This is a genomic window from Myxococcus sp. CA005 (assembly GCF_006518205.1).
Classification (GTDB): Bacteria; Myxococcota; Myxococcia; order Myxococcales; family Myxococcaceae; genus Myxococcus; species Myxococcus xanthus.
Map to the genome: position 1 here is coordinate 21,481 of NZ_SRLV01000062.1, position 18,393 is coordinate 39,873.

Below are 18,393 nucleotides of genomic sequence, written 5' to 3' on the forward strand. Positions count from 1 at the left end.
AGTGCAAGCCTCGTGCACACCTTGGAGTGGCCGGGCTGTGGCCCTCAGGCACCAGAAGTGCGGTCCTGGAGCCACGCGCTCAGCGCCGCTCCACCTCCCACCACCCGAACCACATGGTCCGCTGCTCCGTGAGCTGAACCCAGCCGGGTGCATGCGCGTACGTGCGTGGGAGCAGCCCTGCTTCCGCGACGGCCCGGGCGGTCTCCTCGAATGAGTACAGGTGCAGCGTCACCGCCGGCCCCGCCGTTTGAATCGGCTGCACGGGCGCCTCGTGCCCGTCCAACCCCGGCCGTCGCTCCAGCACGGTGAAGAGCAGCTTGCCGCCCGGCTCCAGCGCCTCCGCGAGGTGCTTCAGCACGCGAGGCAGGTCGTCGCAGAAGTCCAGACAGCCAATGGCGAGTGCGACGGTGAAGCGGCCCCAGTCGGGAGGAATCGGCTGGTGGTAGCTGTGTACATGCCACGCGCCACCCGGCCGCGCTGTCCGAGCCAGCGCGAGCATGTCCTCGGAGAGGTCGGTGCCAACCACGGCGATGGAGGCGTCCAGTCCGCGGGTGTGAAGCCCCGGCCCACACCCCACGTCGAGCACGCGGGCGCCGGGCGCCACCACCGCCGCGAGGAACCGCTCCACCCGTTCCTCGTACCGGTGCAGGGCGGGGAAGAGCACCTCGTAGGCCGAGGCAATCTCCCCGTACACCTGCTTCACGCCCTCTTCCTGTGCATCCCGCGACACGGTTCCTCCGGCTCGTGCGAGCGCCCTGGCGGCGGACCTGCTTCGCTTAGGCACCGGCATGCCGCACCCGCCGGGGAAGGCCTCGGCGGGGAACCCTAGCATGCGGCATCTGCCTCAGTCCGCGACCTGCCGGAACACCGCGAGCGAGCGGCCGATGAGCTCGAACGTCTCACCTTTCACCGGCTCCGGTCCCCGGTTGTCGTCGGTGGTGCAGAGCTCCAGCTCCCATCGCTGGCTCTGCGCGGCAGGCGGCAGCTTGTACGTCACCGGCTCATGGTGCGAGTTGAGCAGTATCAGCAGCGCGTCACCGATGATGCGCTGCCCGCGCTCGTCCGGCGTGGGGATGGCGTCGCCGCCCAGGAGGAATGCCAGCGAGCGCACGAAGGGCTTCTCCCAGTCCTCCGCCTTCATCTCCGGGCCATCCGGCCGGAACCACGTCAGGTCCTTGTGCTCGGAGTCCCACAGGTGCTGACCCTTGAAGAAGCGGCGGCGCTGGAGCACCGGCTGGCGGTGGCGGAAGTGGATGAGCTTGCGCGTGAACGCCAGCAGCTTCCGCCGCCGCTCATCCAGGTTCCAATCCACCCACGACAGCTCGTTGTCCTGGCAGTACGCGTTGTTGTTGCCGCCCTGCGTGCGGCCCATCTCGTCACCCGCGACAATCATCGGGATGCCGGTGGACAGGAAGAGCGAGGCCAGCAGGTTGCGCTTCTGCCGCTCGCGCAGGGCGATGACGTCCGCTTTGTCCGTCTCACCCTCCACGCCGCAGTTCCACGACTGGTTGTCGTCCGCGCCGTCACGGTTGTGCTCGCCGTTGGCCTCGTTGTGCTTGTGGCTGTACGTCACCAGGTCGTGCAGCGTGAAGCCGTCATGCGCGGTGACGAAGTTGATGCTCGCCTGGGGCCGCCGGCGCGCCTCCGCGTACAGGTCCGCGTTGCCCGTGATTCGGTAGCCCATCTCACTGGCGAGGTTCTCATCGCCCTTCCAGTAGCGGCGCAGCGCGTCCCGGTACTTGCCGTTCCACTCGCGCCAGGGCGGAGGGAATCCGCCCACCTGGTAGCCGCCGAGGCCCACGTCCCAGGGCTCGGCGATGAGTTTCACGCGGCCGAGCACCGGGTCCTGGTGGAGAATCTGGAACAGCGCCGCGTCGCGGTCGAACGCGCCTTCACCCGTGCGGCCCAGCACCGTGGCGAGGTCGAAGCGGAACCCGTCCACGTGCATCTCCGTCACCCAGTAGCGGAGGCTGTCGATGATGAGCCGCGCCGCCTGCGGGTTGGACGCGTTGATGCTGTTGCCGCACCCGGTGAAGTCCAGGTAGTGCCGCCCGTCCGGCATCAGCCAGTAGTAGCTCGCGTTGTCGATGCCCTTGAGCGACAGCGTGGGCCCCAGGTGGTTGCCCTCGCAGGTGTGGTTGTAGACGACGTCGAGGATGACCTCGATGCCCGCGGCGTGCAGGTCCCTCACCATCGCCTTGAACTCGGCGACGGCGGCGCCGGGCGTCTTGCGACTGGCGTAGTACTGCTCCGGCGCGAAGTAGCCCAGCGTGTTGTAGCCCCAGAAGTTGGACAGCTTCTTGTCGTCGAGGAACGAGTCGTCCGCGAAGGCATGCACCGGCAGCAACTCCACCGACGTCACGCCCAGCTTCAGCAAATGCTCGATGACGGGCGGGCAGGCCAGGCCCGCGTAGGTGCCACGCAGGTGTTCGGGCACGCCGGGGTGGCGCATGGTGAGGCCGCGCACGTGAGCCTCGTACAGCACCGTCTCACGCCAGTTGATGTCCGGGCGCCGGTCATTGCCCCAGTCGAAGTAGTCGCTCACCACCACGGACTTGGGCACGCCCGCCGCGCTGTCGCGTTCGTCTCGCGCCAGGTCCTGCTGCTCGTGCCCCAGTGGATAGCCGAACACCGGCTGGCGCCAGTCCACGTCGCCGTAGAGCGCCTTGGCGTAGGGGTCCACCAGCAGCTTGTGCGGATTGCAGCGGTGGCCCTTGGTGGGCTCGTACGGGCCATGAACGCGCAGACCGTAGAGCGTGCCTGGCTCCAGGCCCGGCACGTAGCCGTGGTGCACGAAGTCCGTGGACTCCGGCAGGCCGAACCGTTCGATTTCGCGCGCCGGGTCCGCGGGGTCGAACAGGCAGACCTCCACGCGGGTCGCGACCTGGGAGTAGATGGCGAAGTTGACCCCTGAACCATCGAAGGTGGCGCCGCGAGGCCAGGGCTTGCCTGGCCAGACTTCCCGACTCATTGCAGGCTCTCGATTCTGATGGAAAGGCCTGCTCAATGTGGGATGGCACCTCTGGGCTGGCAAGCGTCACGCGGCGACAGCGTGGTCCAGTGAGCGCCAGGTCCCCAGCGCCCAGTCCTGCTCGTCCGGGTCGTCGAAGCTCACCACGCACAGGGCGCGGCGCTTGCCCGAGGTACACAGGGCGGTCAGCCGGCACTCGCCCGGCTCCATGTGGAGTGAGGCCCGTCCGCTGACCCGCTTGCCGTGGTGCTCCAGGTCCATCGCGCGGCGCTCCATGAGGGAGGGCATGAGGCTGTCGGCGCCGCCGTCCTCCAGGGGGACGAAGCGCACGCTGCGCCGATGGTCCCGGGCCACCCATGTTCCATCCTGCAGGTGCGCCTCCGCGAGCGACCCCGGGATGCGAATCTCCCAGCCCGCTGGCAGCGCCACCTGGACCTCGCCGCGCCGATAGCCCATGGGCGGGCCGCCAGGTGCCTGGGAGGCGCGCTGGTGGACTTCCTCGGCCAGGGTGCCTCCCACGCCCAGGAAGCCGAGCACCTCCTGCCACTCCCGCCACGGATAGGGCAGGGACGGGTTCTCGCGCCAGGCCTGCTCCAGCAGGCGGGCCACGTCGCGCATCAGGTGGCGCTCGTCGTCCAGCAGCGGTGGGCGCCAGACCACGTCCGTCCACAGGCGGCACCGCGCGCGATTGAGCCGCATGCGCGCGTCGATGCCCGGCGTCCACCAGGGGAACACGTCGATGCCCCTGCGCGGGTCCTCGTACACGTCCACCAGCCAGCGCGTGTCGCGAGGCCCCAGCGGCGTCAGCAGCGCACCGGGATATTCGAAGGTGTGGCCGAAGCGCATGGACAGCGCGAAGCCGGACTCGCCCTGGCGGCGCATGCGCAGCACCCACCCCACGGCTTCCTGGAGCGACGCCAGCATGTGCACATCCACGGGCCCGGCGTCTCCCGTGTGGAAGTAGCCGGTGGGGTCGCCCCCCTTCGAGGACGCGCGGCCCTCCGCCCAGACGATGCCGAGCGCGTCACCCATGGCCCTCAGCGTGTCGCAGAGGAAGCGGTGGTAGCCGGGGCCCACGGTGGACGTCTCCGCGGACACGGAGACGTGGGCGCCCGAGGTGGCCACCAGCGCGACCTCGCCCGCCGCCGGGTGCAGCCGCAGTCGGAGCGTGGGAGCGCCCAGGGGGCCGGTGCCCAGTACGGCGCTTTCGAGCAGCTCGCCATGGCGCTCGTGGAACCACGACGACATCCGCTGGAGCCAGGGGATGGGGCCCTCGGGAGGGGAGAACAGGTGTTCGCTTTCCCGTCGCCTGCCGGCCAATGCCAACTTCACGCTCATCGCATCCCACCAGATTCTGAACCGCGCTTCAGGTTCGGTTCACTATTTCAGCGTGGCTCTCCTCGACGGTGCCACCGACGGGCAGTGGCTGCCCGCTCGTCCTCAACGTGGTCACGCACGACAGGCGTGGGTTCATCCATACGGCGGGCCGTGCGCGGGCAACCCATCCGAGGTCATAAGCATCCGTCCAGGCAGGCGGCCAGATGCCAGGTGCCCATTTCGGAGGGGGGCCCCAGGTTGGAGGAAAGGAGGCCGCCATGAGCAAGAAGGACGTGTTGCACATTCCACCTGAAGCCATACCCACCGCGCCTGACCGGAATGCAGACACCGAGGACGAGGAGCGCTCGCCGCGCGGCAGTCCGCCCGCGTTGCAGCCGGAGGGTGGTCCCGCTGGCACGCCGGGGACGGGTGGCAGCCAACGCATCATCGAGCCGGTGAAGTCACCGCAGCCGTATCCGGGCTTCAGCGTGAGCTGAGTCCCACGCTGATGACACACAGGGGGATGCCCGCGGCACAGGCGCCGCGGGCATCGTCTTCTTCGCTGTCGTGGCGTGCGTCATAAAGGACAATGCCCGCGGCACGGTCGCCGCGGGCATCGTCTCATTGCCGTGAAGTGCGGGCCGGCTTAGCGCGTCGAGCCCGTCTCCGGGAGCGGCGTGGGCGGCGTCACCCGGGTGTCCGGGTCCGTCATGCCGCTGCCGCCGGTGCCCGGCTCCAGCGTGGAGTCGTCATTGGCATCCATCTCATCGGTGTCCGTGTTGTCGAGCGGCTCCACGTCACCCGCGCCGCCGGTGCCTGGCTCGCTGCTCATGTCCGGGTCCAGGTTCGGGTCCACCTCCGTACCCGCGCCGCCGGTGCCCGGGTTCAGCGTCGGGTCCACGGTCTCCGACTCGGGCGACAGGGCCGGGTCATCCATGCCTGTGCCGCCCGTGCCAGGTGGTGTCGTGGTGTCCGTGCGGGTGTCCGTACTCGTGCCGGTGTTCGGGTCACTCATCGTGCCCATGCCGCTGGTGTCAGTGGTGTCTGTCGTTTCTCGGGTCGCGCCCGAGTCGGACTTACAGGCGGTGCCAAACGCGATGGCACCGGCGGCGAGAGAGGCAAGGACGGCCTTCGTCTTGAGGAACTTCGTCATGGCTCGTTCTCCGGTCGGTTTGTGTCTGACTGCTGCTGGCCGGGAACGTGAGCAGCCGATGAGCGCTCTGCTAGAGGCCCCTCCCATGGCCGCCTGCTCTCCAGGCGGCGGCGGGAATGAGACGCGGGAACGGCTTGCCATGCGGGCACTGACCTTCAGTCGGCGCTGTTGGGTCCCACCAGCCGCGGGCGGTCATCTCCCCGACTACCCTGCGCGCGCCTGCGGAGCGAGTCACGCCAGTTCGGCGTCAGCAAGGGACACTCCGCCAGCAGCGCGGCGTCCTCCGGCGCGTGGCCGTGCATGGCGTGGTTGGCGAAGGCGATGGTGAAGGTGGGGAAGGGCCGCTCGAGCAACGCCACCACGTCGCCTTCCTGGACGGGCCCTTCCTCCAGCACGCGGTAGTACCAGCCGGTGCGGCCGGTCTGCTGGAGCAGTAGCGACAGGTCGCGCTGTCCCCAGCGGCGCGCGGGCTTCCAGCAGGGCTGGCGAGGTTGGGATACCTGCACGCGTGCGCCGCCCACGCGCAGCACGTCTCCGATGCAGACGTCCGCTTCCGTGCCCTGGGAGAGCACCCAGTTCTCACCGAATGCGCCCGCGCCGACGTCGTCTCGCGCCATGCGTTCGCGCCAGAAGTCGTAGTGCGTGATGGGATAGGCGAGGACCGCCTTCTCCGGTCCGCCGTGGACCTTGCGGTCCGCCTGGCCATCTCCGGCGAGCCCCGTGCGTGACAGCCACACCGGCCCTGTCACCGGCTCCTTGAAGATGGCGCTGGTCCAGGGCCGCTCCAGTGGCGAGGCGGCACCGGTGACGCCCAGCTCCCGGGGCATGCCCACTCGCAGCGACAACAAGCGCGTCACGAGGGTCTCCATGCCCGTGGGACAAAGCAGGCGCGGACGCGCCTGTCCAGCATGGCAACGCCCCATCAGCGGCACCGCGAGGCCCGCGGTGCCGGATGGGGCGCTGCTTCAGGGTGACGCCGAGACAGCTAGAAGCCGGTGCCGCCGTCGTTCACGACGCCGGAGGGCGCGGGGACGGTGTTGGACGTCCCGGTGCCCGTCGGGGCGTCGAGTCCGGGCGTGGTGCCGATGCCTGGCGTGGGGAGCACCCCGGAGCCACCCGTGCCCGCGTCCGTGTTGTAGGGCGTGGTGCCCGGAACGGTGGACGTGGCGCCCTCCGCTCCCGTGTTGTAGGGCGTGGTGCCCGTAGCACCGGAGCCGCCCGTGCCCGGCGTCGTCGTGGACGTTCCCGGGGGCAGGGTGTTGGGGTTCGTCGCCGGGGGTAGGGTGTTGGGGTTCGTGTTCGTCGAGCCCGTCTGCGGCGTCGTGCCGGGGCCCGTGCCCGACGTGGTGTTGCTCGGCGCGGTGCCCGGCGTCACCGTCTGTCCGGTGGACGGGTCCACCTGCGCCACCTGCACCGGAGCCTCCGTCGCGCTATACGCGGTTCCCAACGCCAGGGTACCCGCCAGTGCTCCGGCCCACATCCAACCCCGCTTCATCTGCTTCGCCATGCTGCTCCCTCCGTCGTGGGTGTGTGTTTCAGCTTGCGTGCGTGGGCTCGCCGCGCCCCGACTGGCGCGGTGGCTCCGGTTTCTGCGATTCCTTTCGGGCGGAATGGCGCTTCAGCCTGCGCTCCGACAGCACCAGCAGCAGGGCCGGGAAGGCCACCAGCATGACGAGGAGGTTGGTGGCGAAGCCCAGATTGGCAAGTGCGCCAATGGAGTTGAGGCCCGGGTGGTCAGCGAGGAAGAGCGCACCGAAGCCCATCGCGCTGGTCAGCAAGCCGCCGCAGATGGCCTTCCCCGTCTCCGAATACACCGACACGAAGTCATGGCCTGGTGACGACAATCGCGTCAGCAGGTGCACCCCCGCGTCCACCGTCGTTCCGATGAGAATCGGGATGACGAGGATGTTGAGGTAGTTGAACTCCAGCCCCAGCAGCGGCATCAGCCCCAGCAGCGCCACCAGTGACACCACGGTGGGCGCCATGCACAGCAGGGCGATGCGCAGGCCGCCCAGCGTCAGCCACATGGCCAGCAATACCGCCAGCGTGGTGCCGCCGAGGATGAGCGGTGCCTCGTGCGTCACCATGTCCAGGATGTCCGCCATCACCATGGATTCGCCGGCCGCGGAGACGCGCGTGCCTTCCGGTGTCCCCACGCCGCGAACCTCCCGCGCCAGCGTGCGGACCGCCTTCCCGTCCGACTGGTTCACGGACGGGTAGACCATGACGAATCCCCCCGACGTGTCCTGCCGGCCCAGGAACTGTTGCTGGACGCTCGGCGGCAGGTCGTCACGGGTGAAGGGCGGTGAGGCCGCCTGTCTTCGCAGCGACGCCACCTGCTCCCGTTGCCGTGCGTCCAGCCGGCCCTCCGGGACGCGCTCCAGCAGCCGCGAGATGTCCTGGAGGACGCGCTGCTTGCGCGGCTGGTCCTCGGGCACCAGCGAGGACAGTGAGGCCACGAAGTCGATGGTGGAGTCCTTGCCCCGCTCGCGTTGCCGCGCGTGGAGCCGCTCCACCATCGCCTGTTCCTCTGCGGGCGATTGGGTGAGCACCACCACCGGTGTCTGCGAATAGCCGATGAGCCGGTTGACCTCTCGGTCCAGCGTGAAGGACGGCAGGTCCTGGTCCTCCAGCGAGCCGAAGTCGAAGTCGAAGCGCACGCGCCCCGTTTGGCTCAGCAGCCCCAGCAGCAGCACGGCGGACACGGCGGTGATGACGTGGCGGCGCCGCAACAGCAGTTGGCCCGTGGGGGAGCGCGCGGTGGTGACGGAGGAGCGCCGGGGTGTCCACCCCCAGCGCGAGGCCAGCCCCAGCAGCGCGGGCAGCACCAGCACGTAGGCGGCGATGAGCACCACCATGCCCACGCCCGCGATGACGCCGAACTCACGGAACGCACGGAAGCGCGAGGCGCCCAGCACGAAGAACGTGACGGCCGCCACCAGCGCGGAGACGAGCGCCGCGCCGCCAGTGTGCGTGAAGGACGCGCGCGTGGAGGCCTCGGACGTGTGGCCTTCGCCGCGCAGGTGCAGGTAGCGCCCCAGCAGGTGGATGCCGTGCTCCAGGCCGAGTCCTCCGAGGATGGCGCCCAGGAAGCCCGTCAGGAGATTGACCTCGCCGAAGACGAGCGCCACCAGGCCATACGTCCACGCCAGGCCCGCGCCCACGGGCGTCAGCACCAACCCCACCGCCAGCGCGCTGCGGAAGTGGAAGAGGAGGTAGAGCAGCATCAGCGCGGTGGCCACCGCCGATGCCACGCCGATGTCGCGCGCAATCTGCTTCTGCTGGTCCAGCTTCTTCTGGAAGGTGCCAGTGATGTCTACCTTGAAGCCGGGCCCGTACTTCGACAGGTCCTGCGCGGCGAGCAGCCCGCGCACCTCATCGGTGACCTTGCGCGAGAAACCCAGGTCCGCGGACGTGGTGTCCGGCTTGGCCAGGAGCACGATGCGGCGCTGGCCCTCATCCAGGTAGTAGTCACCGTTGCTGGTGGCCAGCCGCTGTCCGGCTCCGCCCGTGTACTTCGCCTCCAGGTCGGAGAAGTCCAGGGACGGCGGCTCCTCCTCCACCAGCGGCACGTAGAGCGGGTTGGCCTGCTGCTGTTCCCACTGGAGCCGCGCCTCCAAGCGGCGGTGCACCTCCCGCAGGTCCTCTTCCGACAGGAAGTACAGGGCCCGGTCGCGGAAGAAGGCGCCGGGGCGCTGCGCCTCGACGAAGCGGATGCCGGGCAGGGCTTCCAGCTTGGGCGCCAGGTCGTCCGCGAAGCGCTTCAGGGACGCGGGGTCCGCGCCTTCCCCCACCACCGCCACCCAGCCGAGCGCGCCGAAGCGGCGCTCCAACTCCCGCAGGTCCTGCACGCTCTCGAAGGAGGACGGGAGCAGGTCCACGAGGTTGGCGTTGAGGTGCAGTCCTCGCGCGAGGAAGCCACCCAGGGCGGCCAGCACCAGCACCAGCAGCAACGCCAACACCGGACGCCGGTGGTTGTGCGCGGCCATCGCGCCCAGTGCGCGCTCCACGCGCCCCATCCACCGCGGCTCGCCCGGAGGTGTCGTGTCGTTCGGATGCGGTTCCATCATCGGCCCGCGGCCACCACCCGCGGCCCCGGACCTCCCGGTCGCGCGGAGGGCGGAGCGGCCTCCCCTCCCTCGTGTGCTCGCATGCGCGAGCCCGTGTCGCCGGGGAACGTGGCCACGGTGGGGGTGCGATGCAGGCGTCCACGTCCGCTTGTCTGCCCACCAGGTAGGGACAGCCAACAGCGCGGATGGGGGCCATCCAACCCGTCACATCCTCCAGGGCGGCGGCGTGTCGGGTGTCACAAGCAGGCGGGCATTCGCTCCAGGGGGGCGTTACATGAGGCAGGTGATTCGCAGCCTTACTTTCCGCCTCACGGCATAAACGCGTTGACTCTCCCGTTAGCGCGTGCCCAAGGTGTCCGGCGATTCGGCCAGTCAACAGATGCAGGTGTCGCAAGCATGAGTGAGAAGCGTTGGTCGGAGCGGTTCGAGGGCGTCATGGGCCGCCTGGCGGTGCGGAACCACCGGAAGCCCTTCCAGGCGCTGCTCCTGGCTCTGGTGCTCACCGTGCTCGGCGCGTACTTCGCCAGGACGCTGACGCTCAACGCGGACTTCGTGGGACTGCTGCCGAAGAACTTCCCCAGCGTTCAGGACATCGAGAAGCTGCGCAAGCGCTTCGGCGGTCAGGGCAACGTGGTGGTGGTGGGGATGGGCGCGGATCCGGAGGTGCTCAAGCGCTTCGCGGACGACATGGCGCCGAAGCTCGGGGCGCTGTCGGAGATTCGCTACGTCTCCCACCAGCGGCCCCGGTCCTTCTTCGACGAGCATTCGCTCTACTACGTGGACGTCGACGACCTGGAGACCATCCAGGAGCGCATCGACGCGCGCATCCTCTGGGAGAAGCAGCAGGCCAATCCGCTCTTCGTCTCGCTGGTGGAGGAGGACCCTCCGTCAGTGGACTTCGCTGACATCGAGCAGAAGTACACCGGCCGCGCCAACCAGCGCCTCTCCGGGCAGGGCGACCTCTATTACATCAACCCCACCGAGCGCATGGTGGTGCTGATGGCGAAGCCCCGGGGCAGCGCCGCGGACCTGAACTACTCGAAGAAGGTCGTGGGCCAGGTGGAGGACTTCCTGGCGCAGCAGGACCTGTCGAAGTACGGGCCCGGCTTCAAGACGGCCGTCACCGGCACCTTCAAGAAGAAGATTGATCAGCAGCGCGTCATCGTTGGCGACCTGGCGAGCGCGTCCACGCTGGCCATGGTGTTGCTGCTGGCGTACCTGGCCTTCCACTTCCGCAGCGCGTTGTCGGTGGGCCTCACCATGGCGCCGGTGATGGCGGGCCTGGGCTGGACGTACGGCTTCGTGGGGCTGGCCTACGGGCAGGTGAACCTCCTGACGGGCTTCCTGGCGGCGGTGCTGGGCGGCCTGGGCGTGGAGCACGGCATCCACCTGCTGGGGCGCTACACGACGCTGCGCTCGGAGGGGATGAACTCCGAGGAAGCGGTGGATGAGTCCTTCCGGCACACCGGCTTCTCCTCGCTCATCGCGGCGCTGGTGGCGGCGCTGACCTTCCTCAGCCTGGCCATGTCGGAGTTCAGGGCGTTCCGCGAGTTCGGCATCATCGCCGCGGTGGGCATGCTGGTGAGCATCTTCTCCTACGTGCTGCTGCTGCCCGCGCTGCTGGGGCTGGCCACGCGCTTCGGCTGGTCGCCGCGGGTGCAGCAAGAGGGGGCGGCTGGGCCGCTGAGCCTGCTGGCGCGCTGGTTGCCGCGCTCCTACCGGGGCGTGGGCATCGTGGTGGGCGTGGGCGTGCTGGCGCTGGTGTCACAGGCGTACCGCATCTCGTTCAACTACGACTCGCGCACGCTGGAGGACTACAAGCAGGCGTCGGCGGTGCTGGACCAGAAGGTGAACGACATCCTGGGCTACTCGCAGACGCCGGTGGTGGTGCTCACCGATTCGCAGGAGATGGAGCGCGAGGTGGTGCGCCAGTTGGAGGCGCGCAAGGTGGCGCGGGGCAAGGAGTCCACCATCGACTTCGTGGGCGCGCTGGATGACCTGGTCCCCAAGCGGCAGGACGAGAAGCAGGCCATCCTCCAGGCCATCTCCGCGAAGTTGGAGAAGCTGGACCCGGAGCGGCTGCCCGAGGACACGCGCAACACGCTGGTGCGCGCGCTGAACATGGCGAAGGCGAAGCCCTTCACCCAGGAGGCCCTGCCCACCAGCGTGCGGCACCAGTTCGAAAGTCTGGATGGCAGCACGGGCGGCGTGGTGCTGGTGTACGCCGGTGGCGTCAGTCTGTCGGATGGTGAGGGCACGCGGAAGTTCGCCAAGGAAGTGCGTGGCCTCCAGATGCCGGACGGCAGTCAGGTGTCGGCGGCGGGGGAGGCGCTCATCCTGGCGGACATCCTGGACATGGTGTCGCGCGAGGGGCCGCGCATCCTCGCGGCGGCGGTGCTGAGCGTGCTGGTGGCCATGTGGCTGACGCTGGGCAAGCTGCGCACCGCGCTCATCTGCATGTTGCCCACGCTGCTGTCCGTCGTCGGCCTGGTGGGGCTGATGTCGCTGCTGGGGCTGCAGTTCAACTACCTCAACATCATGGTGCTGCCGGTGCTGGTGGGCACCACGGTGGACGCGGGGGTGCACCTGGTGCAGCGGCTGGGCGAGCGCGGCGCGGACTTCGTCTCCGTGTACGCGGAGACAGGCCGGGCGATCATGGGCGGCCTGCTGACGAGCGCCATCGGCTTCGTCGCGCTCATCCTGGCGAAGCATCCGGGCCTCAACTCCATTGGTGACCTGGCCAACCTGGGCTTCGGCATCAACATGGTCATCGTGCTGCTGGGCTTCCCGTCGCTGCTGCTGCTGGTGGAGCGCTGGCGCCGCAAGCACAGCACGTCCTCGGAAGAGCAGACCGAGCAGCCCGCGCCGGAGGCGTGAGGGCCGCTGGCCGCTGGCTGCTTCGCTCGATATGAGTGCCTCGAGGTGGCGATGACGCGGATGTGGATGCGGAGCAGTGGGCAGCGGTGGCTGATGCTGGCGACCGTCGGGGCGGCGGCCCTGGCCGGCTGCCGTCACGGTTCGGAGCGCGAGGAGAAGAGGGGCGAGACGCGCTGTGCCGAGTCTCGGAACCTCACGTGTGTCACCGGGGTGAATTGCACCATGGACCGCGAGCGCGGCTGTGAGGTGTGCCGGTGCTCCACGGCGAGCGGGCTGGAGCCCACCGATAATCGCAGGCCCGCGGCCATGGAGCCGGAGCGGCGCTGGTAGTCGCCGCGTGCTTCAGCACCCGATGACGGGATAGTCCGCGGGGCGCAGGAGGAGGCGCCATGCGTTCCCCTCGCGGAAGAGCAGCCCGGTGACGGCCTGCCCCTTGAGTCCCACGTGGACCAGGTACTGCGTGTCGCCGCCGACGCGCAGTGAGGCGACGAGCTCCGTGCTGGCCTCGCCGTAGTCCGCGAAGCTGACGACGAGTGGCCGCCGGTCGACGTAGAGCAGGGATGCGCCAGGGGAGTCGCCCGGCGCGATGTGCGGCGCGCCCGGGAAGCACTCCAGCCGGGTGAAGGGGCCCTGTCGTTCCTGCGTGCACGAGTCCAGCGGGACGCGTGTGTCGTCGCTCTGGCCATCGCGGCTGGACTCCAGCGTCACATGCCCTTCGGGCGAGGTCTTCCACCGGTAGCCAGGGGCGGGGATGCCCGCGGGCGTGAAGGGGTCGGCGCCTTCGTCCACGGGACGCTCGAACGCGTCCGAGGTCCACTGCCCCGGGACAGGACGCTCCCGCTCCGTCTTGGGCGCGGGCATGCTCACCGTGCCGGTGACGGTGCCCGCCAGGGCCACGATGTGCTCACCGATGTCCGGCGTCCCCTTCGCCTGTGTGTAGACGCCCACGGTGTGGCAGACGGGCGGCAGGTCCACGTCCTCTTCGACCGTGCACACGGACTCCGTCCGCTGGAAGCGCGCCACCGCCATGCCTTGCGTGCCGACGAGCGTCATGACCTGGAGCCGTGAGGCCACGTCCTCCGGCGCATGCTCGCCCAGGACGACGCGGGCGGTGCGGCCGGAGACCGCTTCAATTTGATACGGCGCGGTCCACCGCTCCTCGGCGGCGGCCCCGAGCGAGGCCAGCGTGACTCCCAGCACCATGGCGTAGCGCATGACGTCCTCCTGATGAGGGCTGGGTTAGCAATGCGCGTACCAGGGCCTGGAGGCTCGGACTGCGGCCCGCCAGCCACACCTTGGTGCCAGGCCGCCCGCCGTGGCGCCGCCCGAGGGAGTGCCGCAACGAACGCGCGAATCCGCCGATTCGGCGTGAAGCCGCGCCCTCCCGGGGCCGGGGGCCGCCGGTTAGCACTTCTCCATGACGAATCGGGCGGCGTGGACGCGCCGTGAGGCCCTGGCCCTCGCCGGGCTGGGACTGGCCGGTGCCGCGCTGCCCCTGGGCTGCAGACACGCAATGGACGCGACGAGGACGGATGACATGGAGCGCAAGGACGTGAAGGACGTGGTGGTGGTGGGTGGTGGCCCAGGCGGTTTGAGCGCGGCGCTGGCGCTGGGGCGTGGCCGCAAGAAGGTCCTGGTGTGCGACGGGGGGACGCCTCGGAACGCAGCAGCAGAGGAGGTGCACACCTACCTCACGCGGGATGGCATCCCACCCCGGGAGTTCCGGCGTGTCGCCTGGGAGCAGATGCGCCCCTATGACGTGGAGCTGCGCGAGGCGCGGGTGCTGGACGTCGAGCGTGCGGGGACGGTGTTCCGCGTGGCGCTCGAAGGGGGCGACGTGGTGGAGGCCCGCCGGGTGCTGCTGGCCACGGGGATGGTGGACGTGATGCGCGAGCTGCCCGGTTACAGCGACTTGTGGGGCAAGGCCATCTTCCAGTGCCCGTTCTGCCATGGTTGGGAAATCCAGGACCGGGCCTGGGGCGTGCTGGCCACGAACGCGGTGTCGCTCGACTTCGCCGTGATGTTGACGGGGTGGACCCGCGACCTGGTGGTGTTCGCCATGGACGGTTTCGAGGTGCCCTCCGACAAGCGTGCGCTGCTGGAGAAGGCGGGGGTTCGGCTCGAGACGCGGCGTATTCGCGGCCTCATCGCGGCAGGGGAGAAGCTGGATGCGGTGGAGCTGGAGGACGGTACCCGGGTGCCCCGGGAGATTCTCTTCGACCGTCCACCCCAGCGGCAGTCGTCGCTCGTGCAGCGGCTGGGGCTCGAGCTGAACGAGGAGGGCTTCGTGAAGCTGAAGGGCCCGGGCGAGACGTCGGTGCCGGGCATCTACGCGGCGGGGGACCTCGGCACCCGGGCGCAGGCGGCCATCGTGGCCGCGTCCGCGGGGATGCTGGCGGCGGGCATGTTGAACCATGACCTGAACCTGGAACGGGCGGGCGCCGCGCATGGACCTGCTCAGGGTTGAGCCCGGCGGCTTCGCTCGCTACGAAGGGGCGATGCCGTCCGAGCCACAACCGCCGTCCTGGGGGCCTGATTCGTCGTCGCGCCTGGACTTCGAAAAAGGGCGGCTGCCGATATGGGCGGGGCGCCTTCAGGTCCACCCTCGGGGCGGGCGCGCCACCGCCGTGCACGCCTACGCCGTGGTGATGCTGGTGACGCGAGGCGAGTCGAAGATGCGGCACGCGGGGGACCTGGTGGTCCGGGCGGGAGACGTCCACCTGATTCCGCCCGGAGATGCACACGGCGCCGGCGCTTCGAACGCGGAAGGGTGGGGCGTGGCCTTCCATCCGGATGCCTTGGGCGAGGACGGTGGGGCCGCGAACCGCCTGGGGCCGTTGCTGCGGGTGCGCAAGGGCTGTCACCCCGTGCTGCGGCCCACGCTGCCGCAGCGCCGGAGGCTGGCGCGGTGGATGCGCCTGCTGTCGGAGGAGGTGGCCCGGAACGAGCCGGGGGGGGAGGAAGCCGCGCGCTCGCTGCTGCGGCTGGTCCTCATCGAACTGGAGCGCATGACGGCCCAAACGGGGACGAGCGAGCCGCCGTCCCTGGGGCTGAGCCGCAAGGCGCTCACGTACATCGAGACGCACTGTCTGGAGCCGCTGTCGCTCGCGCAGGTGGCGAAGGCGCTGGGGCGCTCCTCCGCGCACGTCGCGGGCGTGGTGCGGCAGGAGACGGGCCGCACGGTGGGCGAGTGGATTCTGGAGTGCCGGATGGCGGAGGCACGCCGCCGGCTGCGTGGCACGGACGAGCGCGTGGACATCATCGCGGAGCGCGTGGGCTACGCGGACGTGACGCACTTCATCCGTCAGTTCCGCCGCGTCCACGGGGTGACTCCGGCCGCGTGGCGGCGCAAGGCGACGGCTGGGGCTCCATGAGCTGTCCCCTCCGAAAGTCACGGAGGGGGATGCCGAGACGTGCGGGGGTGAAGTAAGGGTTCTCTCTGGGCCCGGAGCCGAGGGAGAGCCATGAAGAAGGCGCTGGTCATCGTGGTTGGCGCAGCCGTGCTGCTGCTCGTGTTCATGTTCGTCGCCGGTGAGCAGCCGCCGGGGCAGCCGGAAGCCAGCGGTGGTGGACGCCAGTTGGACCTGTCGGGCTTCGACCCGGCCCGAGTCTCCGGGCTGGAGCTCTCGGGCGTCCGCCGCGCCACGCTGCAGCGGGACGGCAGTGGGTGGACGGTCGCGGACCCGGGCTCGCCGGAGAGCCGCTTCCTGGCGGACGAGGCGATGGTGAAGGGCGCGCTGGAGTCCCTGACCCGGGTGGCCGGGGCGAAGTTCGTCACCGGCGAGGCCGGCCGGCTGAACGAGTTCTGGCTGGATGACGCGCGCGGGCTGAAGGTCCGCATCCTCCAGGAGGGCCGCCCTCCGCTGGAGCTGGTGCTCGGGAAGGATGGGGCGCCGAACGGTGGAACCTACGTGCGCAAGGCGGCCAACGCGGACGTCTTCGAGCACCCCACGTTGTTGGGCTGGTTGTGGCGTCGGCGCGTCATGGATTGGCGTGACGCGCGGCTGGTGCGGGGGGCGCCCGGGGACATCACGCAGTTGGTGTTTCGAGTCGGGGACGAAGCGCCGGTGACGGTGACGTCGAATGGCGCGCCCGGCGGCTGGCGGCTCGCGGAGGGGACGCAGGTGCCGGAGGGCTTCCGGTTCAGCGCGCACGTGGTCGAACAGGTTGTGCGGGACTTGTTGGAGGTCGAGGCGCAGGACGTGCTCGCGGGGGAGGCCGCCACGGAGGCGAAGGCCGCGCTCGCCCAGGCGCATGACACGGTGGAGGCGCGCCTCAAGAATGGGAAGTCGGTGGTGCTGCGGCTGAGCCGTGCGTCGGAGTCCAAGGACACCGTCTTCGTCCAGTTGGAGGGAGATGCGCGGATGTACGAGGTGTCCGCGGTGGCGGCATCGCAGGTGCGAAAGCGGCTGGTGGACTTCCGCGACCTGCTCCTGCTGCGGTTCGCGTTGGAGCAGGTGAGCCAGGTGCGCATCCAGGCCGGTGACACGACGGTGGTGGTGGCGAAGGAAGCGCAGGGCTGGGTGCTGATTGAGCCGCAGTCGCCGCCGGAGTCCTTCCGGTTCGACGCGTCACAGGTGGAGGCGCATCTCATCTGGCTTCAGCGGCTCGAGGCCTCGCGCCTCCTCGACGCGGCGGTGCAGGACGTACAGGCGGGCCTGTCTCCGCCCGTGGCCTCCGTGGAGGTGAGCGAGGAGGGCGGCGCCGTGCAGACGCTGCGGCTCGGGAATGCGGTGCCGGACGCACCGGCGGGCTACCAGGAGGTGTACGCCCGAGGCTCGCGCGACGGCTTTACGTATGCCGTGGAGGACAGGGCTCGCGCCTGGTTGTCGCGTGGCCTCGCGCTCTTTAGCGGGCCGTAGGTTCCACCGCGGGCTGCCTTCGAGGCGCTGAGCGTTCGTGTGTGGCAATCTCCCTTTTGATGGAGGCTCTGAGAAGAGCCTTCTCTGGGGAGGAACAGCCATGGCTTCGTTGAAGCTGCGTTGTGCGTTGCTGGTGGCGTTTCTTCAAAGCGGTTGTGTTGGCACCGTGGCGCAGAAGTATTGGCGGGACGCCGGCGGGCACATTGTCGTGGCGGGCCCCATGCTGGGCCCCTTCGACAACTTGCCGGCGTTGGCTCCCAGGCTGTGTGAGGCGATTCGGGTGATGCCAGGGGCAACGGTTGGCAACAGACGAGAAGGACAGGAATACTGCGGCCTCATCTATCAGCGGAATTTCGAAGCGGCTTTCTTCGCCAGCTACCCGTCCTCGATCAGTTCCCCCGTGCAGCTCCCAGGAGGAAGAAAGTCCTGTTCCGTCCCGAGCGCGGTGAGCGACCCCGACGCTTACAACATCAGCATCTACGCCGACTTTCACAGTCACCCATCGGTGACGACCTTCTCCAACGAAGACCTGCAAGCGCAGCGACAGCGGTACTATTTTCGCGTCATGTTCAATCCGCTCTGTGAGGTCTACCTTTACGATTTTCAGGAGCGGACTGTGTACCGGCTGATGGATGGTGAGTTTCATCCGACGAAGCGAGTCACGGATGATATCCGTGGCGAGTAGGCCGAAACTCAGGCTGGCATCGACAGCAGTCGAACTGGAGGATACGTAGATGAAACCAGTCGGCTTCATCATCCTCATGAGCCTCATGAGTGGGTGCATGCACCTGCGGTCCAAGACGCCAGTTGCTCCGCCCGAGGTCTCCGCCGGTATCCAGTTCCCGGAGTGGACGAAGGAGGCTTCGACCACCGTGGATGGCGCTCAGTTGAAGGCGCTCCAGCTCGCGATGGAGGACTTCCTGCCTCCCGGAACGAAGCCCCCCAAGAATGCGGATGCCATGACGCAGTGTCTCTATCGCATCGAGACGTATGACGCCTGGCTCCAGCGGGGAGAGAAGATGACCTTCGTTCACTTCACGCCCAGGGAGCAGGAACGCTGTGGCCTGCGGCCGGAAGTCATGGACCCTGGCGCGAGCTATGCCATCAGCGATGACGGCGTCATCTTGAAGCGGGACTGAGCTG

Annotated in this window: 16 protein-coding genes; 8 read left to right on the forward strand and 8 right to left on the reverse strand. The window is 69.2% G+C overall.

The annotated features are described in order from the left end of the window. Positions 1–79: 79 nt before the first annotated feature. From FMQ63_RS24795 to FMQ63_RS24805, 3 genes are all read right to left on the reverse strand, one after another. On the reverse strand, positions 80–832 hold the full coding sequence (locus FMQ63_RS24795; protein ID WP_011550566.1) for a class I SAM-dependent methyltransferase: 753 nt from the start codon (positions 830–832) through the stop codon (positions 80–82). 12 nt (positions 833–844) lie between these two features. Further along, a complete protein-coding gene (glgX, locus tag FMQ63_RS24800; protein WP_011550567.1) occupies positions 845–2,971 on the reverse strand; it encodes a glycogen debranching protein GlgX in 2,127 nt (708 codons plus the stop codon). Positions 2,972–3,037: 66 nt separating this feature from the next. Beyond that, positions 3,038–4,309, reverse strand: coding sequence for a hypothetical protein (locus tag FMQ63_RS24805; RefSeq protein WP_011550568.1), 1,272 nt, complete (start codon positions 4,307–4,309; stop codon positions 3,038–3,040). 257 nt (positions 4,310–4,566) lie between these two features. On the opposite strand from FMQ63_RS24805, the gene FMQ63_RS24810 reads away from it, so the two are divergent. Beyond that, positions 4,567–4,785: a hypothetical protein gene (locus tag FMQ63_RS24810; protein ID WP_225909704.1), complete on the forward strand. Its 219-nt coding sequence runs from the start codon at positions 4,567–4,569 to the stop codon at positions 4,783–4,785. Positions 4,786–4,934: 149 nt separating this feature from the next. Here FMQ63_RS24810 and FMQ63_RS24815 read toward each other — a convergent pair whose 3' ends face one another. The 4 genes from FMQ63_RS24815 to FMQ63_RS24830 all read right to left on the reverse strand — a co-directional run bounded on the left by FMQ63_RS24815 (position 4,935) and on the right by FMQ63_RS24830 (position 9,508). After that, positions 4,935–5,441, reverse strand: coding sequence for a hypothetical protein (locus FMQ63_RS24815; protein ID WP_225909705.1), 507 nt, complete (start codon positions 5,439–5,441; stop codon positions 4,935–4,937). A 155-nt stretch (positions 5,442–5,596) separates the two neighbouring features. Further along, positions 5,597–6,310 carry an MOSC domain-containing protein gene (locus FMQ63_RS24820; protein ID WP_011550571.1) on the reverse strand — a complete coding sequence of 238 codons (714 nt, stop codon included), beginning with the start codon at positions 6,308–6,310 and terminating at the stop codon, positions 5,597–5,599. A gap of 116 nt (positions 6,311–6,426) precedes the next feature. Then, entirely contained in the window at positions 6,427–6,948 is a 522-nt protein-coding gene (locus tag FMQ63_RS24825) for a hypothetical protein (protein ID WP_011550572.1), read from the reverse strand. A 28-nt stretch (positions 6,949–6,976) separates the two neighbouring features. After that, positions 6,977–9,508 carry an RND family transporter gene (locus FMQ63_RS24830; protein ID WP_216608669.1) on the reverse strand — a complete coding sequence of 844 codons (2,532 nt, stop codon included), beginning with the start codon at positions 9,506–9,508 and terminating at the stop codon, positions 6,977–6,979. Positions 9,509–9,907: 399 nt separating this feature from the next. Here FMQ63_RS24830 and FMQ63_RS24835 point away from each other — a divergent pair, with 399 nt between their 5' ends. Beyond that, complete coding sequence (locus FMQ63_RS24835) at positions 9,908–12,388, forward strand: RND family transporter (RefSeq protein ID WP_026114070.1); 2,481 nt, start codon at positions 9,908–9,910, stop codon at positions 12,386–12,388. Positions 12,389–12,439: 51 nt separating this feature from the next. Beyond that, a complete protein-coding gene (locus FMQ63_RS24840; protein WP_090486621.1) occupies positions 12,440–12,718 on the forward strand; it encodes a hypothetical protein in 279 nt (92 codons plus the stop codon). Between the two features lie 12 nt (positions 12,719–12,730). Here FMQ63_RS24840 and FMQ63_RS24845 read toward each other — a convergent pair whose 3' ends face one another. After that, positions 12,731–13,603: a hypothetical protein gene (locus FMQ63_RS24845; protein WP_011550576.1), complete on the reverse strand. Its 873-nt coding sequence runs from the start codon at positions 13,601–13,603 to the stop codon at positions 12,731–12,733. 202 nt (positions 13,604–13,805) lie between these two features. Here FMQ63_RS24845 and FMQ63_RS24850 point away from each other — a divergent pair, with 202 nt between their 5' ends. The 5 genes from FMQ63_RS24850 (at position 13,806) to FMQ63_RS24870 (ending at position 18,389) form a co-directional block, all read left to right on the forward strand. Next, positions 13,806–14,855: an NAD(P)/FAD-dependent oxidoreductase gene (locus FMQ63_RS24850; protein WP_011550577.1), complete on the forward strand. Its 1,050-nt coding sequence runs from the start codon at positions 13,806–13,808 to the stop codon at positions 14,853–14,855. Next, entirely contained in the window at positions 14,836–15,762 is a 927-nt protein-coding gene (locus FMQ63_RS24855; protein ID WP_020478417.1) for an AraC family transcriptional regulator, read from the forward strand. Before FMQ63_RS24850 ends, FMQ63_RS24855 begins: the two co-directional genes overlap by 20 nt. 90 nt (positions 15,763–15,852) lie before the next feature. Further along, the gene (locus FMQ63_RS24860; RefSeq protein WP_011550579.1) at positions 15,853–17,250 is read left to right on the forward strand and encodes a DUF4340 domain-containing protein; all 1,398 of its coding nucleotides are present in this window, start codon (positions 15,853–15,855) and stop codon (positions 17,248–17,250) included. Positions 17,251–17,350: 100 nt separating this feature from the next. Beyond that, positions 17,351–17,935 (forward strand): hypothetical protein, encoded by a 585-nt coding sequence (locus FMQ63_RS24865; protein ID WP_020478416.1) that lies wholly within the window; start codon positions 17,351–17,353, stop codon positions 17,933–17,935. A gap of 49 nt (positions 17,936–17,984) precedes the next feature. Next, a complete protein-coding gene (locus FMQ63_RS24870; RefSeq protein ID WP_011550580.1) occupies positions 17,985–18,389 on the forward strand; it encodes a hypothetical protein in 405 nt (134 codons plus the stop codon). The last annotated feature ends 4 nt before the right edge of the window (positions 18,390–18,393 follow it).